The organism is Devosia sp. (genome assembly GCF_025809055.1).
Lineage (GTDB): Bacteria > Pseudomonadota > Alphaproteobacteria > Rhizobiales > Devosiaceae > Devosia.
Genome location: NZ_CP075529.1, coordinates 2851777 through 2875870, shown reverse-complemented (window position 1 = coordinate 2875870; position 24094 = coordinate 2851777). Strand labels below are relative to the sequence as shown.

The following is a 24094-nucleotide window of genomic DNA, read 5'->3' as shown; positions in this document are numbered from 1 at the left end:
TCATGGCGAGCAAGGCCCGGGATCTGCTCAAGGACTACAAGGCCAAGCGCAATTTCGCCAAGACGCAGGAACCGGCCGGGACCGCGCCCCGGCGCGGCGGGAACAGGGGCGGGCGGTTCGTCGTGCAGAAGCATGACGCGACCCGCCTGCATTATGATTTCCGCATCGAACTCGACGGCGTCCTCAAGAGCTGGGCCATCACCAGAGGACCCTCCAACAATCCGGACGACAAACGCCTGGCGGTGCGCGTCGAGGACCACCCGCTCGAATATGGCGGCTTTGAAGGCACCATCCCCGAGAATGAATACGGCGGGGGCACAGTGATGCTCTGGGACCGTGGCACCTGGGAGCCGATCGGTGACCCGCAGGTGGGCCTGGACAAGGGTGATCTCAAGCTGCGCCTGTCCGGCGAACGCATGAAGGGCGAATGGGTTCTGGTGCACATGAAGGGCCGCGACACCAAGCGCAGGTCGGGTCCCGATCGCCAGAACTGGTTGCTCATCAAGCACCGCGACGGCACGGAAAAGGACAGGGACACCCTCACCACCCGCTTTACCCGCTCGGTCGCCAGCGGCCGAAGCTTTAAGGAAATTGCCTCGGGCGCCGCACCTAAGAAACGCACCCGTGTCCCAACCAGGGCGGTTTGGCATTCCGACCCGGACGAGGCGAGGGCAGCCGGGCAAAAAACGCAGAGCACTGCAAATGCCACTCGTGGGAAAACGCCGGATTTCCGCCCGGTGCAGTTGGCCAGTCTGGTTAATACCGTCCCTGCAGGCGACAATTGGCTGTTCGAGATGAAGTATGACGGCTACCGGTGCCTCGCATCAGTGGCAGGGGACGCCGTGCGCCTCTTTACGCGCAACGGGCTCGACTGGACCGAACAATTCGGTGCGCTTGTCGCTCCATTGCAGCAGCTCAAGATCGGCTCGGCCCTGATCGATGGCGAAGTCTGCGCCTTCGACAGCCGGGGGCGTACCGACTTCTCAACCCTCAAGCGCGTCCTGACCGAGGGCGGGCGGCTCGAATTCTTTGCCTTCGATCTCCTCGAGGCCAATGGCAAGAGCCTGACCCGGCTGCCTCTGGTGGAGCGGAAGGCCAAGCTCGAAAATCTGCTGGCGCGGTCAGGACGCGATGCGCCCATCCAATTTTCCTCCCATGTCGCGGGGCATGGCCAGAAGGTGCTCGATGCGCTGTGCAAAGACGGCCACGAGGGCGTCATCGCCAAGAAGGCGGACGCGCCCTATCGCGGCGAACGAACGCGAACCTGGCTCAAGATCAAGTGCCTCAAGCGGCAGGAATTCGTCATTGGCGGTTGGTCGCCCTCGAGCCGGCGCCACGGATTTGCGTCTTTGCTCGTCGGCAGTTGGGAAAATGGCGAGCTGGTCTATCGCGGACGGGTCGGCACCGGGTTCACGCAGGACCTGCTGGCCGAACTCGACGCGCAGCTCAAGCGCCTGGCCCGCAAGACCAGTCCGTTTGCTGCCGTGCCCAAGGACCCTGCCCGCGACGCCAACTGGGTGCGCCCGGACCTGGTGGCCGAAATCGCCTATGCCGAAATGACCGAGGACGGCATCCTGCGCCATGCCAGTTTCATCGGCCTGCGCGACGACAAGACAAGCGAGGACGTGCGCATGGAAAAAGCCGAAACTCTACCCGAAGGCGGCGCGGCTCTGGCCGAAAAGCTCGGCGTGCGGCTCACCTCCCCGGATCGTGTTGTCTTTCCCGGACAGGGCATCACCAAGGGGCAATTGGTTGCCTATTACGAGGGCGTTGCCAAGGTCATGCTGCCGCACATCAAGGACCGGCCGTTGAGCCTGGTGCGGTGTCCGCAGGGACGGGCAAAACACTGCTTCTTCCAAAAGCACGATACGGGCGGCTTTCCCGAACAGATTGGCACCACGCCGCTCACCGAGAAGGATGGCGAAACGCAAAACTACTTTCACGTGGATGATCTGGCGGGCCTAGTGGCCGGTACGCAGATGAACGTGCTTGAGTGGCATATCTGGGGCTCGCGCTTTTCCGATGTGGAGAAACCGGACCGGCTGGTGTTCGACATCGACCCGGATGAAGGCCTCGATTTTTCAGCCATCACCAGCGCCGCGACCGATATTCGAGACCGGCTGGCTGATCGGGGCCTGGCCAGTTTTCCCATGGTGTCAGGCGGCAAGGGCATTCACGTCATCGTGCCGCTGCGGCCGGAGGCGGAATGGCCGGCGGTCAAGGCGTTCTGCAAGAGTTTCGCGCAATCCATGGCCGAGGACGAGCCTGAACGGTTCACGGCAAATCTGTCCAAGGCCAGCCGCAAGGGCCGGCTGTTCATCGACTATCTGCGCAATGAGCGCGGCTCCACCGCCATTTGTCCTTGGTCAGTCCGCTCACGGGAAGGCGCGCCCGTGGCCACGCCGGTCGAATGGGACGAAGTGCCGCGCCTCAAACGGGCCAATGGCTTTTCCCTCGCTGCGGCCATTGAACGGGCGCAGGACAAGGTCTGGGCAAACTATTTCCGGAAACGGCAGGTCCTCAAGGCAGCGCTGGAATAGCAGTGCCGAACCCTGAACCTGGTTCGGTTATCGCAATTGGGCGGCGGTCCGGCGCAGCGGTGCCTTTGCCTGATCGGGATGCTGCTGGGCAAAAGCCCCGATCTCGCTCAGCGTTTCCATGACGGCCCGGATTCTGGGGAACCGCCCCAGTGAGACCGACCATCTTTGGGCATTGTAGAGCTGCGGATAGAGGCACACATCGGCCATCGAGATGCTCTCGCCGATGCAGAAGGCCCCCCCATCGATCATCTCCTCGACGGCCGCGAGCCCCTTGCCGATAAAGTGCTGCATCCAGGTCCGATTGAGCGTGGGATCGCCGCTGTGCTCGGCCGCATACTGGACGACGCTGATATTGCAGACCGGGTGGATGTCCACCGCCACGGCATAGGCAATGGCTCTGGTCCGTGCCCTGGCCACCGGATCGGCGGGCAACAGGCCGAGGCCGTGCACCTCGTTGAGATATTCGATGATGGCCAGGGACTGGGTCAGCCGCACATTGCCGATGTCGAGGACCGGAACCAGCCCCTGCGGATTGCGCGCCAGGTGCTCGCTGGACCGGTTGTCGCCGGCCAGAAGGTCGACAGGGACTGAGGTCCATTCCAGACCGGCCAGCGACAGGGCGATGCGGACGCGATAGCTCGCACTCGAGCGCCAGTAGTCGTAGAGCTGGATCAAGTTTGGTCCTCCCTGCGGATAGAGCTCCGGCCGGTACGCCGTGTGCGCGCGGCCCGGCGAAACGGCCCGCCGCCCCCATAGACCATTGTTGCAGTTTCAACGCAAGACATTTCATTGCATATGAAATGAAACTTGACATTGTTGCGGATGCAACGTTAGCTCGCAGGAAGAAGAACCGAACCGGCGGATGGAGGATTTGATGACCAGGATTGCAGGCCCGAGCGGACTGACCCGCGCCATGACATCGTCGGGCCTTGTGCCCGAATACATGTCGGGGTTCGGCAATGACTTCGAAACCGAGGCCCTGCCCGGCGCCCTGCCCATCGGTCAGAATTCGCCGCAAAGATGCGCCTATGGGCTCTATGGGGAACAGCTCTCGGGCACGGCCTTTACCGCGCCTTCGCATCAAAACGAGCGGACCTGGTGCTACCGCATCCGGCCCAGCGTCAAGCATTCGGGCCGCTATGAGCGGATCGAAATCCCCTATTGGAAGACGGCGCCGCATGTGGTCGATGCGGTCACCAGCCTCGGGCAGTATCGCTGGGATCCCGTCCCCCATTCGGGAGCGGACCTTACCTGGATTACGGGCATGCGCACCATGACCACGGCCGGAGATGTCAACACCCAGATCGGCATGGCAAGCCATGTCTATCTGGTCACCTCCAGCATGGTCGACGCCTACTTCTATTCGGCCGACAGCGAATTGCTCGTGGTGCCGCAGGAAGGCCGGTTGCGCTTCTGTACGGAACTGGGAGTGATCGACCTCGAGCCCAAGGAAATCGCTATCCTGCCGCGCGGCCTGGTCTATCGCGTCGAGGTACTCGAGGGGCCCTGCCGGGGCTTTGTCTGCGAAAATTACGGGCAGAAGTTCGAACTGCCGGGCCGGGGACCGATTGGCGCCAATTGCCTGGCCAATCGTCGTGATTTCAAGACGCCGGTCGCCGCATTCGAGGACCGCGATGCCCCCTCGACGCTCACCATCAAATGGTGTGGCCAGTTCCACCAGACCAGCATCGACCATTCACCGCTCGATGTCGTGGCCTGGCATGGCAACTACGCACCGGTCAAATATGACCTCACGGCCTATTGCCCGGTCGGATCGATCCTGTTCGACCACCCGGATCCCTCGATCTTTACGGTGCTGACCGCCCCATCGGGCGTCGATGGCACGGCCAATATCGACTTCGTCCTGTTCCGCGAACGCTGGATGGTGATGGAACACACGTTCCGCCCGCCCTGGTACCACAAGAACGTCATGTCCGAGCTGATGGGCAATATCTATGGCCAGTACGATGCCAAACCGCAGGGCTTCGTGCCGGGCGGAATGAGCCTGCACAACATGATGCTGCCGCACGGCCCCGACCGGAACGCCTTCGAGGGCGCTTCCAATGCGGAACTGGCGCCCGAAAAGCTCGACAACACCATGTCCTTCATGTTCGAGACGCGGTTCCCCCAGCATCTGACCGAGTTTGCCGCCACCGAGGCGCCGCTGCAGGACGACTACATCGACTGCTGGACTTCGCTTGAGAAGAAATTCGACGGCAGACCTGGCCTCAAGTGAGCCGGGGCGCGACGCGGACCGCTGCAGATCAACAGGAAGACCATCATGACACAGCTGCGCTCCTGGGTTTCCAGCGCCAATGAAACGGGCTGCGACTTCCCGATCCAGAACCTGCCCTATGGCGTGTTCGAGGACGGCCGGGGGCCACGCATGGGCGTCGCCATCGGTGCCTTCATCCTAGACGTCGGCGCCATCGACCACGGGCTCGATCCGGCGCTGTTTGCCGAACCGAGCTGGAACAGGGTCATGGCCGCCGGGGCCGGCAGCTGGGCTGCCCTGCGCGCCAGGCTGACCGAACTTCTGTCAGAGGACTGCAATCGCAGCGCGGTCGAGCCATTCCTTGTGGCGCAGTCCGACGTGCGGATGCTCATGCCCTTCACGGTCACCGAGTTTACCGATTTCTATGCCAGCCGGCACCACGCCGAAAACGTGGGCACCATGTTTCGCGGTGCAGAAAATGCCCTGCCGCCGAACTGGCTGTCCATTCCCATCGGCTATAGTGGCCGCGCCTCCTCGGTGGTGGTTTCGGGCACGCCGGTGACCCGGCCCTGGGGCCAGGTCAAGTCACCCAATGACGAGCTACCCCGCTTTGCGCCCTCGACCCGGTTCGACCTCGAACTTGAACTGGGGGCCATCGTCGGGCAGCCATCGGCGGGGCCGGTCAGCGTCGCCGATGCCGATGCGATGATCTTTGGCTATGTGTTGCTCAACGACTGGTCGGCGCGCGATATCCAGGCTTGGGAATATCAGCCGCTCGGCCCCTTCCAGGCCAAGGCCACCGCGACCAGCATTTCGCCCTGGATCGTGACCCGCGCCGCCCTGGAGCCGTTTCGCGTCCCGACACCCCAGCGAACCCGGCCGCTGCTCCCCTATCTCGAGGAAAAGGGTCCCATGCTCTACGACATCGCCCTCGAGGTCGGCCTGACCCCGGATGGCGGCTCGGAGACCATCATTTCCCGCACCAACTACCGCGAACAGTATTATTCGGCAGCCCAGCAGCTGGCGCACCACACCAGCTCCGGTTGCCCCATGCGGGTGGCGGACCTGATCGGGTCTGGGACAATTTCTGGACCAACAAAGGACAGTCGCGGATCGCTGCTGGAGCTGAGCTGGGGCGGTGCCGAGCCATTGGAAATTGCCCCCGGCCAGTACCGCAGCTTCCTTGAAGACGGCGACACGCTGACCCTGCGCGGCGCTGCCATTGGCGACGGTTACCGGATCGGGTTCGGCGCCTGCAGCGGCACGATCCTGCCGGCGCGGCCGGCAGTTTCCACCGGACGATAGTTCATTTCACTTGCAACAAAAAACTTGACTTCATTTCATTTGCAATGAAATATGGCAGCGATGGCAGGAGAACCATCACCACATCCGGCGAGGGGGCCGGGAAAAGGAGGAGAGATGACAGATCAAAGTTCGTCCCTGCAGGCGAGCCGCTATTTCCTGCCCGGCCTGGCCGGATTGTATGCACGCCTGGACGGCGTGGCCTGGCTGGCCCTGAGGGTTGCCACCGGCTTGTTGCTGGTGCCGCATGGCGCGCAAAAGCTCTTCGGGGCGCTGGGCGGCGGCGGCGTAGCCGGAACCGCCACGTTCCTCGAAAGCGTCGGCTATTCGAATGGGACATTCCTTGCCGTCTTGATCGGGGTCGTCGAGTTCTTCGGCGGTCTATGCCTGGCCGCCGGCATTTTCACGCGTCCCGTGGCGCTGGCCGTGCTGGTTTTCATGCTCAATGCCGTGCTGTTCCACCTCAAGAACGGCTTCTTCTGGACGGCCGCAGGCTACGAATATCCGCTGTTCTGGGGCGTGGCGGCCTTGTTCTTCCTGGTGCGCGGCGGCGGGGCCTATTCGCTCGACCACAAGCTCGGCCGGGAATTCTAGCAACACAATCAACGGGCGCCGGACTGGCTCTGAACCACTGGCGCCCAAAGACAACGGACCGATGCGTGCGGACCCCAATACCGGCCAGACAAGAGCCACCCGCAGCCATCTAGGAGGAGACTGAAATGAAAATTGCACTTGGACTGCTCATGGGCACCACCGCATTGCTTTCGGCAATGCCGGGCACGCTGGCCCAGGAACTGACCCTGTCGAGCTGGCTGCCGCCACGCCATCCGATCGTGGTCAATGCCATCATTCCCTGGTCGGAACGCGTTGCCGACGTGACCGAGGGACGGGTGACCGTGCGGGTTCTGGCCAAGGCTCTCGGCGCTCCGCCGGCGCACTTCGACATGGCTGCCGATGGCATTGCCGACATCACCTATGGCCTGCATTCCTTCACCACCGACGACCGCTTCGAGCGCTCGCGCATCGGCCAGTTCTCGTTCATCGGCGATGACGCGCGAACCGCATCGACAGCTTTCTGGAACGTCTATTCAGGCCAGCTCGATGCCCAATCCGAACATGAAGGTGTTCACCTGCTCGGCCTGTTCGTGCATGGCCCGGGGGTACTCTACAACAACAAGCTCAAGATCGAGAGCCAGGACGATCTGGCCGGTCTCAAGATCCGGGTTCCGGGCGGCTACGTCTCCGAACTCCTCGGTGGGCTCGGTGCCGAAACCCTGTTCATGTCCTCGGACGAGGTCTACGAAAAACTGTCGCGCGGCGTCATCGACGGGGTGGCCTTCACCTATGAAGCGCTCACCGCGTTCAACGTCATCAATGACCTCTCCTATGGTATGCGCGTACCGGGCGGGCTCTACAACACGACCTGGTTCATGGTGATGAACGAGGGCGCCTGGGAGGGTATTTCCGAGGCCGACCGGGCGGCTATCGACGCCATTTCCGGACCGGCCTTTGCCGAACTGGTGGGTGAAGCCTGGAACGGCGCCGACTCCAACGCCATTGCCGAAATCCTCGCCTCGGGCATCGAGATCTACGATGCGCCCGCCGACTTCCTCGCCGAGATCAAGGCCAATGCCGCAGTCTTCGAACAGGAATGGGCGGACTCCATTGCCGAAGATGGCTTCGATGGCACGGCGGCCCTGGCCGCGCTGCGCGCCGAGACCCGTGTGGAGTTCTGATCAGTGACGGACGAATCCTCCCCGTCCGGCGAAGGCAGGGGGTCGCCACGCGACCCCCTGCCCAGCCAGGCTCTGGGGCTTGCGGCGGCGGTCGCCCTGTTTTGCCTCGTGGCCGTTACCTGTGTCGACGTGGTCGGCCGCTACTTCCTGCATCGGCCCCTGGCGGGGGCCTTCGAGTTGACCCAGCTTCTGGTCTGCGCCCTGGTCTTCCTTGCCCTGCCCCTGACCACGGCCCGCCGCGAGCATATCGAGGTCGATCTCATCGAATCCATGCTGCCAGGCGGGCTGCGCACATTGCTTCTGGCCGCTACCCAGGTGGTCTCGGCGCTGGTTCTTGCCGTCCTCGCCTGGCGTCTGGGCGTTCATGCGCTCGGCGCCGCCAGCAAGGCGTCGGTGACCAATGCTCTGTCGCTGCCCCTGGCACCCTTTGGCTATCTGGCCGCCCTGTCCTGCGCCGCAAGCGCCATCATCATGCTCGTCCAGGTTGGCACCACATGGACCACGCGCAACCCACCGGCATCCGGGGAGGCCCGAATTGATTGAGTCACTTATCGGCATCGGCGTCCTGCTGGCGCTGATCCTTGCCCGGGTTCCCATCGCTTTCGCCATGGTCGCCGTCGGTGGCATCGGCTTCGCCCTGATGCGCGGCTGGGGCCCGGCTTTCGCCATGACCGGCCAGATCGCCTTCGACAGTTCCCTGTCCTACGGCCTTTCGGTCATTCCGCTTTTCATCTTCATGGGCAATGTGCTGGCCGCTTCGGGCATCGCCCATGGCCTGTTTGCCGTGGCCAATCGTTTCCTGGGCCGCACCAAGGGCGGGCTGGCCCTGGCCTCGGTCCTGTCCAGCGGTGGCTTTTCGGCGGTCTGCGGCTCGTCCCTGGCGACGGCCGCGACCATGACCAAGGTCGCCATGCCCTCGATGCGCAAGTTCGGCTATGACGACCGGCTTGCGACCGGCTCCATTGCTGCCGGGGGCACGCTGGGCATTCTCATCCCGCCTTCGGTGGTCCTGATCATCTACGGTCTTCTGACCGAAACCAATATTGCCAAGCTCTTCGTCGCCGGCATCATCCCCGGCATCCTGGGGATCGTGCTCTATCTGGTGGCGATCAAGGTGGCCGTCTGGCACAAGCCAACGCTGGCGCCGGATACGGTGCAGCAAGAGAAGCTGACCCGCAAAGATATTCAGGGCGTCATCAGCGTCTTGGGCCTGTTCGGCTTCATCATGGTGGGGATCTATGCGGGGCTTTTCACCCCCACCGAGGCCGCGGGCATCGGCGCCGCCGCTTCCATCGTCGTTGCCCTTGGCATGCGCACCATGACCTGGCGTCACTTCCTTGCCGCAACCATGGACAGCGTGCGCGCCACGGCCATGATCTTCATGGTGGTGATTGGCGCCGAGATCTTTTCCAACTTCATCAACTTTGCCGGCCTGCCCTATGCCCTGGTCGACCTGGTGATGGACCTCGAAGTTCCGGCCTGGGCGGTGATCCTGGTCATCGTTGGGATCTACATCGTTCTGGGCTGCGTCCTCGAGAGCCTCTCGATGATCCTGCTCACTGTGCCGGTATTCTACCCGCTGATGTATGAGCTGCACTTTGCCAATGAGATGCTGCAGGACCCCGAAAGCGTCCTCATCTGGTTTGCCATTGTCGTCGTGGTGGTGACCGAGATCAGCCTGATCACGCCGCCGGTTGGCATGAACGTCTTTGTCCTTCGGGGGGTGCTGCGCGATGTGAGCCTCGCCACTATTTTCAGGGGCGTGCTGCCATTCTGGCTTGCCGATATCGTGCGGCTGGGGCTGCTCATTGCCATCCCCTGGCTGTCGCTCTGGCTGGTCAGCGCCATGTAACGGCCCAAATGCCCATCGAAATCGATGCAACAAATCGGTTCCGCACGCATTTGTTTGATTGCAAGTGAAATGGTCGTGGATATGGTGGCGTGGGCCGAAAGCGAGCGGCCCACCCCTTGATGACGGGAGATCGCGGCATGAATGACGATGCCGTAACATTGGACGACTTCTTCCCCTATCAGCTGGCCGTAGCCGCAGAGGGCTTCTCCAGGCTGCTGGTCGAGGTCTATGGGCGGCAATATGGCCTGAGCCGGGAAGAATGGCGCCTGCTGTTCCTCCTGGCCGAGGAAAAGGAAGTGTCGTCGTCCGAGCTGTCGCGCCGCACGACACTGGACGCCGTCCAGGTGAGCCGTGCCTCGCAGCGCCTGCAGGACAAGGGCCTGATCACCCGTTCGGTACCCGCCGAAGATCGCCGGCTACGCGTCTACAAATGCACCAAACGCGGCCGGAGCCTGTTTGCCGAGGCCCTGCCCGAGGTCAATGCCCGCGCCAAGCTGATCCTGGCCGAATTGTCCGAGCACGAGCACGAGGCGCTGCGCACCGGGTTGGCCGCCCTGACCCAGGCGGTGCAGCGGGTTCGCGAACCGCGGCAGGACGACGCTGTCTGAGCGACGGCTGGCTGGAGCGTTTTCCAGAAAAGTGGGCACCACTTTTCTCCTCGGGCATCGACCCGAGGGTCGAAAACGTGACTAATCAAACACCGAGAGCGCTCGTTCAGATTCCGTCAGAACGTGAAGCGCCCTAGAGGAAACTCGCCTCGAACAGCTGCCTGGAATAGTCGTGATGCGTCCGGGCCTCCTGAAGGTCCTGACGGGTCAGTTCGTCGACAAAGACCCCATCCTTCATCACCAGCACCCGGTCGCACATATGGGCGATCACGGCCAGGTCATGGCTCACCAGGACATAGGTGAGATTTCGGGCATCACGCAGATCGGAAAGCAGGTTCAGCACCTCTGCCTGGACCGACACATCGAGGGCGGAGGTCGGCTCGTCGAGCAGCAGGATTTCGGGCTGCAGCATGAGCGCACGGGCGATGGCGACACGCTGGCGCTGGCCGCCTGACAGCTCGTGCGGAAAGCGCTCGGCAAAGCCGGCAGGAAGGCCGACCTGTTCGAGTGCGGAGGCAACCTGTCCCCAGCCATCCCCGGTCTTCATGGCGCGAGCCGGTTCGGCAAGCACACGTTCGATGCGGTGACGGGGATGGATGGAGCCATAGGGATCCTGAAACACCATCTGCGCCCGCTTCAATTGCTCGCGGCTGCGTTCGCGATCGACCGGAGTTCCGCCGAGGCTGATTGTCCCTTCCCAATGGCGATCCAGCCCCGCCAGCGAGCGCAGGACCGTCGATTTGCCGCAGCCTGACTCGCCGACGATGCCGAGGGTCTCACCCTTGTCGACGGAGAAGGAGACACCCTTGACCACCTGACGGCGGGCTTCGCCGCTGCCAAAGGATACCGAAAGCGCGCTGACTTCGATCATGCCCGCACCTCCGCCGCATCGATCACGGCCCGATCGAGCGTCTGCAGGCGCTGCACGGGATTGCGCGGGTCGGGCATGGCCGCGATCAGTCCGCGGGTATAGGGGTGTTGTGCCTCATCCAGCCGGGTGAGCGTCTCGACCACGCGGCCCTTGTACATGACCAGAATGCGCTGACAGAAGGCGGCGACCATTCTTATGTCATGGCTGATCAGCATCAGCCCCGAATTGTTCTCGCGCACCAGCCCGTCGAGCAGCCGCAGCACTTCGCCGCGCACGCTGACATCGAGCGCCGAGGTGGGTTCGTCTGCAACAACCAGGCGGGGCTTGGCCAGCAGCATCATGGCAATCATCACCCGCTGGCCCATGCCGCCGGAAATCTGATGCGGATAGAGGCGCATGACCCGCTCGACATCGGCAATGCGCACCCGCGCCAGCATGTCGGCCGCCAGGACATGGGCCTGCTTGCGGTCCACCTTCTGGTGCAACAGGGCCGCCTCGGCCACCTGCTTGCCCACCGGCAGCACCGGGTTCAGCGAATAGCGCGGGTCCTGCATGATCAGCGCCATGCGATTGCCGCGCAGGCCGCGCATGTCGCGCTCCGACCGGGAGAGCAACGGCACGCCGTCGAAATCGAGTTGATCGGCCGCGACTGTGGCAGCGGCCGGCAACAGGCGCATGATGGCCCGGCCCAGCGTGGATTTGCCCGACCCTGACTCCCCGACAATGCCAAGTCGCTCGGTGCCCAGATCCAGGCTGACGCCGTCGACGGCGCGGAGGGCGGAGCGCCCGAAGCGGACCGAGAGGTTGCGAACGGTCAGAACGGTCTCAGGAGCGGGCATGGCGTGGATCCAGAATGTCGCGCAAGGCGTCGCCGACCAGGTTGAAGGCCAGGCTGGTGAGCAGGATGGCGATGCCAGGCATGACCGCGACCCACCAGTTGTCGAGCATGAACTGGCGCCCGCTCGAGATCATGGCCCCCCATTCGGGCGTTGGCGGCTGCGCGCCCAGGCCGAGAAATCCCAGCGCGGCCGCCGTAAGGATGATCCCGGCCATGTTCAGCGTCAGGCGGACGACGACCGAGGGAATGCACATTGGGGCGATATAGAGGAACAGCAGGCGCAAGGGGGATGCGCCGTAGAGCCGGGCGGCCGCAACGTAGTCGGTATTGCGCACGATCAGCGTTTCGGCACGCGCCAGGCGGGCAATTGGCGGCCAACCCGTCAACGAGATGGCGATGATGGCCGTCTGGAGCCCCGCGCCCATCGCCGCGGCAAAGGCCAGGGCGAGGATCAGGGAGGGGAAGGACAGCACGATATCGGTAAACCGCATCAGGATGGCGTCGGTGCGCCCGCCGACAAAGCCGGCAACGATGCCGATCAGCATGCCGATGGGACCGACGATCAGGGTAACGGCCAGCACCGTCTGGATGGTAATGCGGGTGCCATAGATAAGGCGCGAGAGAATATCGCGACCGAACTCGTCCGTACCCGCCCAATGCGCCCAGCTCGGTGGCTGCAGCGCCTGGCTCAGGTTCTGCGACACGGGATTATAGGGAGCAATCAGCGGCGCGAAGATGGCCACGACGACCAATAGGCTCAGCACCAGAAGGCCGAACATGCCGACCGGCTCCCGCGCCAGTTTGGCGAGCGCGCCATTGAGGCTGCGGCGGGCGCGGGACAGCATCAGTGCCGGATTGGCGCGCGGACTTGTGGACTGCTGGAGGCTCATGCGGTCACCTCGCGGGTGCGCGGGTCCAGCACGAGATAGGCCAGGTCCGACAGGAAATTGAGCAGCATGAAGATAAAGCCGATGATGAGAGTGCCGGCCACGACAGCATTCATGTCGCCGATCATCAGTGCATTGGTCATGTACTGACCGATGCCGGGCCAGGAGAAGACCACTTCGGTGACAACCGCGCCTTCGAGCAGCCCGCCATAGGAAATGGCCAGGACGGTAACGAGTTGCACCGCGATATTGGGCAACAGGTGCCCGCTGACGATCCGCCAGTTGGACGCGCCCTTGGCGCGTGCGGCCACCACATAGTCCTGGTTGAGCTGCTCCAGCGTGAAGCTGCGGGTCATGCGGGTGATATAGGCCATGGCAGAGTAGGCCAGGATGCAGGCCGGCAGGATGATGTGGCTGACCGCGTTCCAGAACACTTCCGTGTCCCCGGCCAACAGGCTGTCGATCAGCAGCATCCCGGTGCGGGGCTCGACCAGGCCTTCGAGATAGATATCGACCCGGCCCGGGCCGCCGACCCAGTTGAGCGTGGCATAGAAAATCACGAGGCCCACAATGCCGAACCAGAACACCGGGATGGAGTGGCCGACAAGGGAAATCACCCGCGCAAACTGGTCGAACCAGGTGTCGCGGAAGAAGGCCGCAGTCATGCCCAGCGGCACGCCGATCACGGTCGAGAGGATGATGGCGAGAGTGGCCAGTTCAAGCGTGGCCGGGAAGGCCGTGCTGAGATCCTTGATCACCGGGTTCCCGGTGAGGATGGCCGTGCCCAGGTCCCCCTGCAGCAATGAGGTCAGATAGACCCAGAACTGCTGATAGACGGGCAGGTCTAGCCCAAGCCGCTGGCGCATCGCCTGGTAAGTTGCCGGGTCGGCAAGCTCACCGACGATGGCGCCAACCGGATCCGTGGGCAGAACGCGACCGATCACAAAGGTGACGACGAGCAGGAAGAACAGGCTGACGAGCAATTGCCCGATACGCTTGCCCAGCTCAACGAAAGTGAATTCCTTCATGATCGGTCACTCGGTCCGGTTTAGTTACCGTCGGTCTTGGTAATCTGGTCCAGTCGCGTCAGGGACCAGGGGTGGCCGTCATAGCCCTGCACGCGCGCACTGACCACCACCGGCTCGAACCGCTCGAACATGGGCAGCACCGCCGGTACGGCCGCGATGAACTTTTCCTGCAATTCGACCGCCATCTCGAGACGCTTCGCCGGGTCGCGTTCCTGGTTGGCTGCGGCCCGCAGGCTGTTGAGCTCGGTAATGTCCCAAGCCGAACGCCAGACGAAGTTGCCGGCATTGTTGGCTTCGAGTGAGTTGTCGGGATTGTTGGTGAAGTTGTCGAGCGCCCCAAGGGCCGTGGGCTCGGCCGCACCATTCTGGGGCAGCAGCAGGTCGAAATCACGCGCGCGGTGAGCGGCCACGATATCGGCACCATTGCCCTGCTGGATGCTCACATCGATACCGACCTCGGCAAGATTGGCCTGGATGGCGGTTGCCAGATCCACGCGCGGCGCCTGGGCGATGGTCTTGATGGTCAGCGCAAATCCATCGGGATAACCAGCTTCGGAGAGCAGTTCCTTTGCCTTTTCCGGCTGGAATGACCAATCCGGATTGGCAATGGCGCCCTCCCAGTCCTCAGGCACCGGCACATTGCGCGCCCGCCCATAGGGACCGAGAACCGTTTCGGCGATCCCCTGGTAATCAATGGAATAGGCAATCGCCTCGCGCACCAGTGGATTGGCCAGTGCCTCATGGCCGGCATTCATCGCCAGTACGTAGAAGCCGCCGGTCTTGACCTGGTCGATGGCAAAACCGTCCTTGCCGTCAAAGGTGCGCACATCCGGCGCCGTCAGCGCATTGGCGATATCGATATCACCGCGCTCGAGCATCAGGCGCGCAGCCTGGCTTTCGGGCGCATGGCGGAAGACGACGCGGCGCATGGCCGGCTCGCCGCCCCAGAACTGGGCATTGGCTTCGAGGATAACAATATCGTTGGGCGTCCAGCGGCTGAGCACATAGGGGCCCGAACCGGCCGTATTGGTGCGCAGCCATTCATTGCCGTAGTCATTGTTGACCACATGCTTCTGCACTTCGACGCTGTCGACCACGCTGGCGACACCGTTCGACAGACGGTAGAGCAGCGATTGCGCGGTGACGGCATCGGTCAATTCGATCCGGAACGTCTTGTCGTCCACTGCCGAAACGAGGCTCTCGATCGTATCGCCATTATAGCCGAAAGTCTTGAAACCGGCAGCGGCCGATTGGTCGAGCTTGAGCAGGCGCGTGAGCGAGAAGACCACGTCGGCCGCGGTCACCGGATTGCCCGAGGCAAAGGTGGCATCGCGCAGATGGAAGGTGATGCCGGTGTCGTCGATATCCCAGCTTTCTGCGAGCTCGCCCTTGATCGCATTGCCGTCGGCTTCGCTCCAGGAAACCAGGCGATCATAGGTATTGGCCAGGATTTCCTGAGTCTTGACCTCTGTACCCTGCTGCGGATCGAGCGAAAGCACCTGGGCCAGAGACGTACCGATGATCAACTGGTCGTTGGGCGTGGCGGCGAATGTGGCCGGCGCCATTGCCGTCATCGCGGCCAGTGCAGCGCCGATCAGCAGCGCCTTCGAAACATGCTTCATAAAAATTCCTCCACACGCTACCATGAGGACATGCGATGTCCTTGGTATGTCGTAATATGACTATGAGTTTTCCAGCCCGAATGCAATAGGGTTGGCATTCCTGATGCGGAAAGCAGGTCGAAACCATGGAACAGTTACCCACCCGCCGTCGCCAGCGCCTGGCCCAGACCGTGATCGACGAGCTGAAAAGCCAGATCGAAAGCGGGGCCATTGAGGTGGGCGGTCGCCTGCCGACCGAACCCCAGCTCGAGGCACAGTTCGAAGTCAGCCGAACCGTGGTGCGCGAGGCGATCGCCGAGCTGCGCGCAGCCGGACTGGTTACGCCGGTGCAGGGCAAGGGCATGTTCGTCACCGATTCGGCCGGCCTCGACCCGGTCCGCGCGCTTACCCCCATCGAGGTCCAGAGTATCCCGCAAACTCTTGAAATGATTGAATTTCGTATCGCCGTCGAGACCGAAGCCGCCGCCATTGCCGCCTATCGCAGGTCAGCCCAGCAGGAGGCCGATATCCGCAGCGCCAACCAGTTGCTGGCCACCCGTGTCGAGGCGGGCGAACCCACGGTCGATGCCGATTTCAGCTTTCACGAGGCCGTCGCCAAGGCCGCCAACAACCGGCATTTCCTCGATACCCTGCATCGGTTCGGCTCCCGATCCATCCCTCGCGGCCAGTTTCCGACGCTGCCGGATGCGGAAAGCCGGGACTATCTGCAAAAAGTTCTCAACGAGCACGAGCGCATCCTCGACGCCATTTCAGAACAGGATCCGGATGCGGCGCGCCAGGCCATGCGCGATCATCTCACCGGCAGCCAGAAGCGCTATCGACGCCTCGCTCGCTAACAATATCTCGACACCACCCCAAAATCATATTATGTCATATCTCAACTTCGGAGGACGACATGTATGTAGGGACCCAACTTCAGGCGCGCGAGGACGACGATTATCGCGTCTGGTCGCAGCTTGGCATCAAGCATATCTGCCAGGATCCCTATACCAGGCTCGGCACCTGGACGCTCGATGACCTCAAGGCACTGCGGGACAAGGTCGAGAGCTTCGGCCTCGTCCTCGACATGATCCAGCTGCCCCTGCCCTCGAGCCCCATTGAAACGGCCACTTATCCCGACATCCTGCTGGCCGGACCTGATCGCGACCGGCAGATTGATGCGATCTGCACGCTGATCGAGAACTGCGCCGCCGCCGGCATTCCCGCCGCCAAGTACAATCTCAACCTCATTGGCATTCCCCGGACGCCTGATGAACGCGGGCGCGGCGGTTCGCTCAATGCCTCCTTCCGCTGGGACCAGACCGACCAGAACGCCGCGCCAGGCCTTGCCGGTGTGCTGTCGGAGGACGAGAACTGGGAGCGCATCGACTATTTCCTCGAGCGCGTGATTCCGGTTGCCGAAAGCAACAAGGTTCGCCTGGCCTGTCACCCGCACGATCCCTATACCCCGCCCGGCTACAAGGGGGTCACCCGCGTCCTCGGCACCGTCGAGGGATTGAAAAAATTCGTGCAGATGCGCGAAAACCCCTATCACGGCCTCAATTTCTGCCAGGGCACGGTCGGGGAAATGCTCGACAATCCCCGTGCTGAAATTGAAGACGTCATCCGCTGGTTTGGCAGCCGCGACAAGATCTTCAACCTGCATTTCCGCAATATTCGCGGCGGGAAACTGTCCTTCACCGAGACCTTCCCGGATGAAGGCGACATGGACATGGCCGCTTCGCTCAAGGTCTATAAGGAAGTGGGCTACAAATACATGATCATGCCCGATCATGTGCCCACGATTTCCGGCCGCGATCCGCAGGGTGTCGCGTTCGCGTTCTGCTATGGCTACACCGCAGCGCTGCTGCAGGCCCTCAACACCTACTAATTGCCCAGGACTAGTCTGATGACCCCCAATGAGCTCAAGGCTGCCCTTGGCAGCGGCCTGCTTTCTTTCCCCATCACCACCTTCAAGCCGGATCTGAGCTTCGACGAAGACGCCTATCGGGCCCATATCGACTGGCTGGATGGGTTCGGCGCCGCCGTCCTGTTCGCACCCGGCGGCACGGGCGAGATTTTTTCACTGACGCCGCAGGAAGTGGCCCATGCGACCAGGGTTGCCAAGGCCAGCGCCGGCCGCACGCCCATTGTTGGCGGCGCCGCCTATGGCACCGCGCTCGCCATTGAGATGGCCCGGGCCGCGGAGAGCGCCGGCGCCGACGGCATCCTGCTGCTGCCGCCCTACCTGATGTATGCCGAGCAGGAAGGACTGGTGGCGCATGTCAAGGCTGTCTGCGACTCGGTCGGCATTGGGGTGGTTGTCTATAATCGCGACAATTGCCTTTTGACCGCAGACAGTTTGCAGCGGCTGACCGACACTTGCCCGAACCTGATCGGCTTCAAGGACGGCCATGGCGAAGTTGACCGTGTCATCGAGATCACCACACGGCTTAGGGATCGCCTCGTCTATATCGGCGGCATGCCGACCCATGAGCTCTATGCACAAGCCTATTTTTCGGCCGGCGTGACCACCTATTCGTCTGCCGTCTTCAACTTCGTGCCCGAGTTGGCGCAAACCTTCTACTCGGCCCTGCGGGCCGGCGAGAAGGACACAACCGATCGTATCCTCAAGGACTTCTTCTTCCCGCTCGTCGCCCTGCGCAACCGCAAGAAGGGTTACGCCGTCTCGATCATCAAGGCGGGGCTTGAGGCGCGCGGACGGCAGGCCGGCCCGGTGCGTCCGCCCCTGACCAATCTCACCGCTGATGAAATGACCGAACTCAGGGCGCTGGTCGAGACCATCGCCTGAACGCCTCCGGCACCTCCCTTGCCGCAACGGGCCTGTCCGGCATGCGCCGGGCGGGCCCTTGTCTTTTCTGCTCAGCCGTCCCGGGGCACTGGGCATGACCCGCCACGAGTTTGCACCGCGCGGGAGCCTTGGCCAACGACATTGATGCGAGCGGAAAACAAAAAGGGTCCCGAAGGACCCTTTGCACCAAGGCTTGCGATACCTTGGAAATTGGAGCGGGCGATGGGATTCGAACCCACGACCCTAACCTTGGCAAGGTTATGCTCTACCCCTGAGCTACACCCGCGCTCCAGTCAGCTGCACTTGGAAGTGCGGCGACGCGGGCCTATATGCCCAATCGACCGGCTGATTGCAACCCAGATTTTCGCGCGAACGTCATCTTGTCGCAATGCTGTGGGAAACGGGCTTGCCAGTGAAGCGATGGCAGGCGCAAAAAGGGCCGGAAAGCTTCATCTATTCGCAAGCCGAAGAGCACATTGCCATGTCCCTATCCTTCAACGGCGCCCCGGGCGCCGCTCCGAACCCGGCCAGCCTCGTCAAGGATGGCAGCGATGCCGGCTTCAAGACCGATGTGATCGATGCATCCCAGGACGTGCCGGTATTGGTGGATTTCTGGGCGCCCTGGTGCGGCCCCTGCCGCCAGCTCGGGCCGGCCATCGAAAAGGTCGTGACCGAGAAGGCCGGACAGATCAAGCTGGTCAAGATCAATATCGACGAGCACCCCCAGATTGCCGGCCAACTGGGCGTCCAGTCCATTCCTGCCGTCTTTGCCTTCTCCGGCGGGCGTCCCGTGGATGGGTTCATGGGTGCCATGCCCGAGGGCGAAGTGCGCCGCTTTGCCGAGCGCGTGATCGCCGGTGCCCCGGCTGGTGAAGGCGCCGAGGGCGAAACGCTCGAAAGCCAGATCGCCGAGGCGCTCAAGGTTGCCGGGCAGGCCCGCGATGCCGGCGATCTGGGCCAGGCGGCACAGATTTTCGGCATGGTGCTGCAGCACGCCCCGGACAATGTCGAAGCCCTGACGGGGCTCGCCTCCATTTATCTTTCGGCCGGCGAAACCGAGCAGGCCCGGGTCACGCTCGACATGGTGCCCGAAGACAAGCGCTCGGACGAGGCCTACCTTGCCGTCGCCAATGCCATAAAGCTCCAGGATGAGGCGGCTGACCTCTCGGAGGCCGCAACGCTGCAAGCAGCGCTTGCCGCCAATCCGGACGATCATCAGGCCCGGTTCGACCTGGCTCTGGTGTACAACGCTGCCGGGCAGCACCTTGAGGCGGCGCAGGAACTGGTCACCATCTTCAAGAAGGATCGGGACTGGAACGAGGATGCCGCCCGCAAGAAGCTGCTCGAATTCTTCGAGGCCTGGGGGCCCAAGGATCCGGCAACACTCAAGGGCCGGCGCCTGCTGTCGGCCGCCCTGTTCGCCTGAGCCAGCGTCATGCCAAAGCGTCCTGCCAGTCCCGCTGATCTGCCCAAGTCGGTCCCCGTGTTTCCGCTGAGCGGCGCATTGCTGCTGCCCTTTTCGCATCGCCCGCTCAATGTTTTCGAGCCGCGCTATGTCGAAATGGTGGACGCGGCCCTGCGCGGCGACCGGCTGATCGGGTTGATCCAGCCCGAGGACACGAGCGAGGAAAGTCCCAAGGGACGGGCGCCGCTACAGCGGATCGGATGTCTTGGGCGCCTGACGCATTTCGAGGAAAGCGGGGATGGCCGCTATTTCATCATCCTCGAAGGGGTGACGCGGTTTCGCATCGTGCACGAATTGACGGTGATGACCGCCTATCGGCAATGCGCCATCAGCGCCGAGGAATTTTCCAGCGACTTCACGCGTGACTTCGGAGAAGACCGGGTGGACCGCCCGCGCTTCGTCAAGATGATGCGTGACTATGCCGAATACGCCAATATCGAGCTCAACTGGGAAGAGATCGAATCCACCGGAACGGCCGACCTCGTCAATTTCTGCTGCATGGTCTCGCCCTATGGCGCGGCGGAAAAACAGGTCCTGCTTGAGGCGCCAACCCTTGAAGCGCGCGCCGAGACGCTGATTGCCATGACCGAATATGAGATGGCGCGAGGCGGCTCGGACGGGGCCGCGCCTCTCAACTGATGGCGGAGACCGCGCCCGATAGCCGGCATGTTGTCGATCCCCGCGCGCTCGAAATGCTGGTCTGCCCGCTGACCAAGACGCGGCTGATGCTTTCGGCCGACAAGACCGAACTGATCTCGGTCGCCGCGCGCCTCGCCTTCCCCATCCTGCGCGGCGTGCCGCTGCTCAGCCTCGAAGAGGCCCGCAATCTCGACCCCGAAGAATTGCACCGCCACAGTTAGGGCGTTCATGGTCGAAACGCATTCATCCAGCAAAGGGCGCTCAGATAGGCAGGCCGCTCAGGAGCCGAGGGGCACCGCCGCCGACGCCGGAGGCGGCGCGGATCAGGGCAGACTTCACCGGCCCGGCCCGGTCGACCAGGCCGAGGCCAAAATCGCGCAGGGCTCGCACCGGGGCAATGTCGTTGGAGAACAGGCGATTCATGGTGTCGGTCACCATGGCCATCGCGGCCGTGTCGAGCCGCCGCCAGGCCTGGTAGCGTTCGATGACATCGACACTGCCATGATCGAGACCCAATCGCATGGCCTCGACAATGACTTCGGCAAGCGCTGCCACGTCCTTGAGCCCGAGATTGAGCCCCTGCCCGGCAATCGGGTGCACGACATGGGCGGCGTCGCCGATCAGGGCCAGGCGCGGCCCGACAAAACTCCTGGCCAGTTGCAGCCGCAGCGGGAAGCCGGCCAGCTTGTCCTCGAGCGTCACGCCGCCCAGCACCGACCCCATCGCCTCTTCAATGGCCTCCACCTGCGCCTCGGCCGGCAGGGATAGAAGGCGTTTTGCATCCTCGTTGCTCTCGGTCCAGACCAGCGACGAGCGATTGCCGGGCAGTGGCAGGCTGGCAAAGGGCCCGGAGGGGCGGAAATGTTCGTAGGCCACGCCATCATGGGGCAATTCGTGGGCGATGGTGGCGACCAGACCGGTCTGCCGATAGTCATGGCCGATTGTGCCGATACCGGCCCAGCCGCGCAGGGCCGACATGGCGCCATCCGCCGCGATGACCAGAGGCGCCGTCACCTGCCGCCCGTCAGCAAGGTCGAGGCGAGAAAAGGCGCCCTCGCCCGACCAGGCCGTTATCTCGGCCGGAGCTATGACATCAATAGCGCCCTCTATCGCGGCCAGCAGCGCGGCAGCGCTGGCCTGGTTCGGGACCATATGGGCGAAAGGCTCGCCGGGCGCGACTTCGCCATCGAACCGCAGGAACAGCGGCCGCGCCATGTCGCCATGCCCTGAATCGGTAATGTTCATGGCGAGGATAGGCTGGGCCCCTGCGTCCATCTGGGGCCACACGTCGAGCGCCTCGAAAACCCGGCGCACACCTGCTGCAATGGCAGAAGCGCGGTTATCGCGGGGCACCGAGAGGGGCCGCCGGTCGACCAGGGCCACCCTCAATCCAGGCGCCGAGCGCACCAGCGCCAGCGCCATGGTCATGCCGACCGGACCGCCGCCAACAATCACGACATCATAGGAACTGGAGGCTTTGGTCATCTTGGTACTCCTTGTGCTGGCACTCTCTGCCCGCACCAACCAGGTTGCAAGCGTGCGAAGCGCCGCAGCTTGTGGTGCATTTCTAGGCATTTTTGCAATTTTGCCCGCTTTTTCATCATAACAAGGTGTCGCCGCAATCCTGCCACACTTGCCCGAATGAGGCTTCAACCAAAAAAGCTGTTATTTTACTGATGCTTACAGATTCAAAGGACAGTTTGGCACAATAGTTGAGTCCCTTTCCTCGCGTAACACCGCAGAGGCACGAAAGGGGAAGCAATGAAACTAGTGGTTGCCATTATCAAACCATCACGGCTCGAGGAGGTGCGCCAGGCGCTGAACTCACTCGACGTGCATGGCATGACCGTCACCGAAGTGAAGGGCTATGGCCGTCAAAAGGGCCACTCGGAAATCTATCGCGGCACCGAATATGCGGTGCACTTCCTGCCCAAGCTCAAAGTCGAAATCGCCGTTGATGACGCTCTGGCCGATTCGGTGAGCGCCGCCATTCGCGACGCCGCCCAGACCGGCCGCATCGGCGATGGCAAGATTTTCGTCCTCGACCTTCTGGCCGTCACCCGCATCCGCACCGGTGAAACCGGCGCGTCGGCCCTCTGACGCCACCCGAACTTCAGGAGAAACAAAACAATGACAGGGTACAAGACTCCCCTAAAGATCGCGGGCGGCGTGGCACTGGCTTCGCTTCTGCTCGCCCTGCCCGCCCTCGGGCAAGATGCGGCCCCGGCCGAGGCTGCTGAAGCCGCCGCGACCGTGAGCGAAGGCGTTTCGGCCGACGTGGTGTTCATCCTCAATTCCCTGCTGATGCTGCTTGGCGGCATCCTCGTCTTCTTCATGGCCGCCGGCTTTGCCATGGTCGAAGCGGGCATGGTGCGCACCAAGAACACCTCCATGCAACTGCTCAAGAACATCTCGCTCTTCGGCATCGCCTGCTTCATGTACTATCTCATCGGCTACAATCTCATGTATCCGCTGGGCAACTGGGCCATTGGCTCGGATGAAACGGGCGGCTATCTCGGCGCCTTCGGCATTGCCATTCTCGAAGCCGTCGGCATCACCGCCGACACCGCCGATGACTTCTCCTATGCCGCAACCAGCTCGGACTTCTTCTTCCAGGTCATGTTCTGCGCCACCGCCGCCTCGATCGTTTCGGGCACGCTGGCCGAACGCATCAAGCTGGTGCCGTTCCTGATCTTCGTTGTGGTCCTGACCGGCCTCATCTACCCGATCCAGGCCTCCTGGAAGTGGGGCGGCGGCTTCCTCGACAGCCAGTTCGGCTTCCTCGACTTCGCCGGCTCGACGGTGGTTCACTCCGTGGGCGGCTGGGCCGCTCTCGCCGGCGCCATCCTGCTCGGGGCCCGCAAGGGCAAGTACAATGCCGATGGTACAGTCAATGCCATGCCGGGTTCGTCCATGCCGCTCGCCACGCTGGGCATGTTCATTCTGTGGCTCGGCTGGTTCGGCTTCAACGGCGCTTCCCAGCTCGCCATGGGCTCGGTGGGTGACGTTGCCGATGTTGGCCGCATCATGGCCAATACCAATGCCGGCGCTGTCGGCGGCGCCCTGGCCGCACTGATCCTCAGCGGCATCATCTACAAGAAGTTCGACCTGACCTTCGTGATCAACGGCGCTCTGGCCGGCCTCGTCTCGGTAACCGCCGAGCCGCTGACGCCGGGCCTGGGTACAGCCACATTGATCGGCGCCGTTGGCGGGCTGATCGTGGTGTTCTCGGTGCCGCTGCTCGACCGCCTCAAGATCGACGACGTGGTCGGCGCCATCCCGGTTCACCTGCTGGCCGGCATCTGGGGCACGATCGCGGTGGTGTTCACCAATTCCGATGCCAATCTGGGCAGCCAGCTGCTCTCGATCGTCATCGTCGGCGTGTTCGTCTTCGTGGTCAGCTTCGTGGTCTGGTTCATCCTCAAGGCGGTCATGGGCCTGCGCCCGTCGGCCGAAGATGAAGAGCTGGGCCTCGACAAGGCCGAGATCGGTATCGAAGCCTATCCCGAGTTCAAGTAACGCCCTGGTGGCCGGCGACAGCCGGCCACCGCCTGCCGCCTTGCCGGCGGCGTGCAGTTCGCGCCCCTCTTGGCCCGCCACAGAGGCTTCCCACTCGCAAATGCGCGGACTGCACACCCCCGGCAAGCTTTGCCTGATTTTTGTGCGGAACAGGTCGAGATTGACTAACAATTGTGCAAAT

The 24094-nt window shown here is 63.0% G+C and carries 22 protein-coding genes, 1 tRNA gene and 1 pseudogene; 16 read left to right on the top strand and 8 right to left on the bottom strand.

Features of this window, described 5'->3' with window-relative positions; genetic code table 11:
* The first annotated feature begins 2 nt into the window (after positions 1 to 2).
* Positions 3 to 2540, top strand: coding sequence for a DNA ligase D (gene ligD / locus KIT02_RS14115; protein WP_297578804.1), 2538 nt, complete (start codon positions 3 to 5; stop codon positions 2538 to 2540).
* Positions 2541 to 2567: 27 nt separating this feature from the next.
* On the opposite strand, the gene maiA is transcribed toward ligD, so the two are convergent.
* Entirely contained in the window at positions 2568 to 3215 is a 648-nt protein-coding gene (gene maiA / locus KIT02_RS14110; protein ID WP_297578801.1) for a maleylacetoacetate isomerase, read from the bottom strand.
* A gap of 238 nt (positions 3216 to 3453) precedes the next feature.
* On the opposite strand from maiA, the gene hmgA reads away from it, so the two are divergent.
* The 7 genes from hmgA (at position 3454) to KIT02_RS14075 (ending at position 10253) form a co-directional block, all read left to right on the top strand.
* Complete coding sequence (hmgA, locus tag KIT02_RS14105) at positions 3454 to 4776, top strand: homogentisate 1,2-dioxygenase (protein ID WP_297585319.1); 1323 nt, start codon at positions 3454 to 3456, stop codon at positions 4774 to 4776.
* A 45-nt stretch (positions 4777 to 4821) separates the two neighbouring features.
* On the top strand, positions 4822 to 6060 hold the full coding sequence (gene fahA, locus KIT02_RS14100) for a fumarylacetoacetase (protein ID WP_297578798.1): 1239 nt from the start codon (positions 4822 to 4824) through the stop codon (positions 6058 to 6060).
* Between the two features lie 114 nt (positions 6061 to 6174).
* The gene (locus tag KIT02_RS14095; protein ID WP_297578795.1) at positions 6175 to 6651 is read left to right on the top strand and encodes a DoxX family protein; all 477 of its coding nucleotides are present in this window, start codon (positions 6175 to 6177) and stop codon (positions 6649 to 6651) included.
* Positions 6652 to 6776: 125 nt separating this feature from the next.
* Positions 6777 to 7793: a TRAP transporter substrate-binding protein gene (locus KIT02_RS14090; RefSeq protein ID WP_297578792.1), complete on the top strand. Its 1017-nt coding sequence runs from the start codon at positions 6777 to 6779 to the stop codon at positions 7791 to 7793.
* A gap of 3 nt (positions 7794 to 7796) precedes the next feature.
* Complete coding sequence (locus KIT02_RS14085; protein ID WP_297578789.1) at positions 7797 to 8336, top strand: TRAP transporter small permease; 540 nt, start codon at positions 7797 to 7799, stop codon at positions 8334 to 8336.
* Positions 8329 to 9645: a TRAP transporter large permease gene (locus KIT02_RS14080; RefSeq protein WP_297578786.1), complete on the top strand. Its 1317-nt coding sequence runs from the start codon at positions 8329 to 8331 to the stop codon at positions 9643 to 9645. Before KIT02_RS14085 ends, KIT02_RS14080 begins: the two co-directional genes overlap by 8 nt.
* A 137-nt stretch (positions 9646 to 9782) precedes the next feature.
* The gene (locus tag KIT02_RS14075; protein WP_297578783.1) at positions 9783 to 10253 is read left to right on the top strand and encodes a MarR family transcriptional regulator; all 471 of its coding nucleotides are present in this window, start codon (positions 9783 to 9785) and stop codon (positions 10251 to 10253) included.
* Positions 10254 to 10386: 133 nt separating this feature from the next.
* On the opposite strand, the gene KIT02_RS14070 is transcribed toward KIT02_RS14075, so the two are convergent.
* The 5 genes and pseudogenes from KIT02_RS14070 to KIT02_RS14050 all read right to left on the bottom strand — a co-directional run bounded on the left by KIT02_RS14070 (position 10387) and on the right by KIT02_RS14050 (position 15499).
* Positions 10387 to 11124 (bottom strand): ABC transporter ATP-binding protein, encoded by a 738-nt coding sequence (locus KIT02_RS14070; protein ID WP_297578780.1) that lies wholly within the window; start codon positions 11122 to 11124, stop codon positions 10387 to 10389.
* Complete coding sequence (locus KIT02_RS14065) at positions 11121 to 11963, bottom strand: ABC transporter ATP-binding protein (RefSeq protein ID WP_297578777.1); 843 nt, start codon at positions 11961 to 11963, stop codon at positions 11121 to 11123. The genes KIT02_RS14070 and KIT02_RS14065 overlap by 4 nt, the downstream gene beginning before the upstream one ends.
* A pseudogene (locus KIT02_RS14060) lies at positions 11950 to 12765 on the bottom strand (ABC transporter permease); the annotation flags it as partial. The pseudogene KIT02_RS14060 and the gene KIT02_RS14065, both read right to left, overlap by 14 nt.
* 83 nt (positions 12766 to 12848) lie before the next feature.
* Positions 12849 to 13877 carry an ABC transporter permease gene (locus KIT02_RS14055; RefSeq protein WP_297578774.1) on the bottom strand — a complete coding sequence of 343 codons (1029 nt, stop codon included), beginning with the start codon at positions 13875 to 13877 and terminating at the stop codon, positions 12849 to 12851.
* Between the two features lie 20 nt (positions 13878 to 13897).
* Positions 13898 to 15499 carry an ABC transporter substrate-binding protein gene (locus KIT02_RS14050; protein ID WP_297578771.1) on the bottom strand — a complete coding sequence of 534 codons (1602 nt, stop codon included), beginning with the start codon at positions 15497 to 15499 and terminating at the stop codon, positions 13898 to 13900.
* Between the two features lie 125 nt (positions 15500 to 15624).
* Here KIT02_RS14050 and KIT02_RS14045 point away from each other — a divergent pair, with 125 nt between their 5' ends.
* From KIT02_RS14045 to kdgD, 3 genes are read left to right on the top strand one after another with little or no spacing between them, the layout of a single operon-like run.
* A complete protein-coding gene (locus tag KIT02_RS14045) occupies positions 15625 to 16335 on the top strand; it encodes a FadR/GntR family transcriptional regulator (RefSeq protein WP_297578768.1) in 711 nt (236 codons plus the stop codon).
* 59 nt (positions 16336 to 16394) lie between these two features.
* Entirely contained in the window at positions 16395 to 17369 is a 975-nt protein-coding gene (locus tag KIT02_RS14040) for a mannonate dehydratase (RefSeq protein ID WP_297578765.1), read from the top strand.
* A gap of 15 nt (positions 17370 to 17384) precedes the next feature.
* Entirely contained in the window at positions 17385 to 18290 is a 906-nt protein-coding gene (kdgD, locus tag KIT02_RS14035; protein ID WP_297585313.1) for a 5-dehydro-4-deoxyglucarate dehydratase, read from the top strand.
* 211 nt (positions 18291 to 18501) lie between these two features.
* Here the strand turns inward: kdgD and KIT02_RS14030 are convergent.
* Positions 18502 to 18576 (bottom strand) — tRNA-Gly (locus KIT02_RS14030).
* A 126-nt stretch (positions 18577 to 18702) separates the two neighbouring features.
* Between KIT02_RS14030 and KIT02_RS14025 the strand changes: the two genes are divergently transcribed.
* Genes KIT02_RS14025 through KIT02_RS14015 form a run of 3 tightly spaced genes read left to right on the top strand, consistent with a single transcriptional unit; the run spans position 18703 to position 20615 of the window.
* Positions 18703 to 19716 (top strand): co-chaperone YbbN, encoded by a 1014-nt coding sequence (locus tag KIT02_RS14025; RefSeq protein WP_366520605.1) that lies wholly within the window; start codon positions 18703 to 18705, stop codon positions 19714 to 19716.
* Between the two features lie 9 nt (positions 19717 to 19725).
* Positions 19726 to 20394 (top strand): LON peptidase substrate-binding domain-containing protein, encoded by a 669-nt coding sequence (locus tag KIT02_RS14020; protein ID WP_297578760.1) that lies wholly within the window; start codon positions 19726 to 19728, stop codon positions 20392 to 20394.
* Positions 20394 to 20615, top strand: a complete 222-nt coding sequence (locus tag KIT02_RS14015) for a Trm112 family protein (RefSeq protein ID WP_297578757.1) — start codon at positions 20394 to 20396, stop codon at positions 20613 to 20615. The genes KIT02_RS14020 and KIT02_RS14015 overlap by 1 nt, the downstream gene beginning before the upstream one ends.
* A 40-nt stretch (positions 20616 to 20655) precedes the next feature.
* Here the strand turns inward: KIT02_RS14015 and KIT02_RS14010 are convergent, their stop codons facing one another.
* The gene (locus tag KIT02_RS14010; protein ID WP_297578754.1) at positions 20656 to 21879 is read right to left on the bottom strand and encodes an FAD-dependent monooxygenase; all 1224 of its coding nucleotides are present in this window, start codon (positions 21877 to 21879) and stop codon (positions 20656 to 20658) included.
* A gap of 276 nt (positions 21880 to 22155) precedes the next feature.
* Here KIT02_RS14010 and KIT02_RS14005 point away from each other — a divergent pair, with 276 nt between their 5' ends.
* Together KIT02_RS14005 and KIT02_RS14000 are read left to right on the top strand one after the other, a co-directional pair.
* Positions 22156 to 22494, top strand: coding sequence for a P-II family nitrogen regulator (locus tag KIT02_RS14005; protein WP_297578751.1), 339 nt, complete (start codon positions 22156 to 22158; stop codon positions 22492 to 22494).
* Between the two features lie 30 nt (positions 22495 to 22524).
* Positions 22525 to 23913, top strand: coding sequence for an ammonium transporter (locus tag KIT02_RS14000; protein ID WP_297578747.1), 1389 nt, complete (start codon positions 22525 to 22527; stop codon positions 23911 to 23913).
* Positions 23914 to 24094: the final 181 nt, after the last annotated feature.

Bases quoted from the DNA above. Each gene is read 5' to 3' on its own strand.
- KIT02_RS14005 (WP_297578751.1), top strand. From the start codon at position 22,156: ATGAAACTAGTGGTTGCCATTATCAAACCATCACGGCTCGAGGAGGTG.
- KIT02_RS14040 (WP_297578765.1), top strand. From the start codon at position 16,395: ATGTATGTAGGGACCCAACTTCAGGCGCGCGAGGACGACGATTATCGC.
- KIT02_RS14015 (WP_297578757.1), top strand. From the start codon at position 20,394: ATGGCGGAGACCGCGCCCGATAGCCGGCATGTTGTCGATCCCCGCGCG.
- KIT02_RS14070 (WP_297578780.1), bottom strand. From the start codon at position 11,124: ATGATCGAAGTCAGCGCGCTTTCGGTATCCTTTGGCAGCGGCGAAGCC.
- fahA (WP_297578798.1), top strand. From the start codon at position 4,822: ATGACACAGCTGCGCTCCTGGGTTTCCAGCGCCAATGAAACGGGCTGC.
- KIT02_RS14010 (WP_297578754.1), bottom strand. From the start codon at position 21,879: ATGACCAAAGCCTCCAGTTCCTATGATGTCGTGATTGTTGGCGGCGGT.
- KIT02_RS14050 (WP_297578771.1), bottom strand. From the start codon at position 15,499: ATGAAGCATGTTTCGAAGGCGCTGCTGATCGGCGCTGCACTGGCCGCG.
- KIT02_RS14075 (WP_297578783.1), top strand. From the start codon at position 9,783: ATGAATGACGATGCCGTAACATTGGACGACTTCTTCCCCTATCAGCTG.
- KIT02_RS14090 (WP_297578792.1), top strand. From the start codon at position 6,777: ATGAAAATTGCACTTGGACTGCTCATGGGCACCACCGCATTGCTTTCG.
- KIT02_RS14045 (WP_297578768.1), top strand. From the start codon at position 15,625: ATGGAACAGTTACCCACCCGCCGTCGCCAGCGCCTGGCCCAGACCGTG.
- KIT02_RS14065 (WP_297578777.1), bottom strand. From the start codon at position 11,963: ATGCCCGCTCCTGAGACCGTTCTGACCGTTCGCAACCTCTCGGTCCGC.
- KIT02_RS14000 (WP_297578747.1), top strand. From the start codon at position 22,525: ATGACAGGGTACAAGACTCCCCTAAAGATCGCGGGCGGCGTGGCACTG.
- ligD (WP_297578804.1), top strand. From the start codon at position 3: ATGGCGAGCAAGGCCCGGGATCTGCTCAAGGACTACAAGGCCAAGCGC.
- hmgA (WP_297585319.1), top strand. From the start codon at position 3,454: ATGACATCGTCGGGCCTTGTGCCCGAATACATGTCGGGGTTCGGCAAT.
- KIT02_RS14055 (WP_297578774.1), bottom strand. From the start codon at position 13,877: ATGAAGGAATTCACTTTCGTTGAGCTGGGCAAGCGTATCGGGCAATTG.
- KIT02_RS14020 (WP_297578760.1), top strand. From the start codon at position 19,726: ATGCCAAAGCGTCCTGCCAGTCCCGCTGATCTGCCCAAGTCGGTCCCC.
- KIT02_RS14095 (WP_297578795.1), top strand. From the start codon at position 6,175: ATGACAGATCAAAGTTCGTCCCTGCAGGCGAGCCGCTATTTCCTGCCC.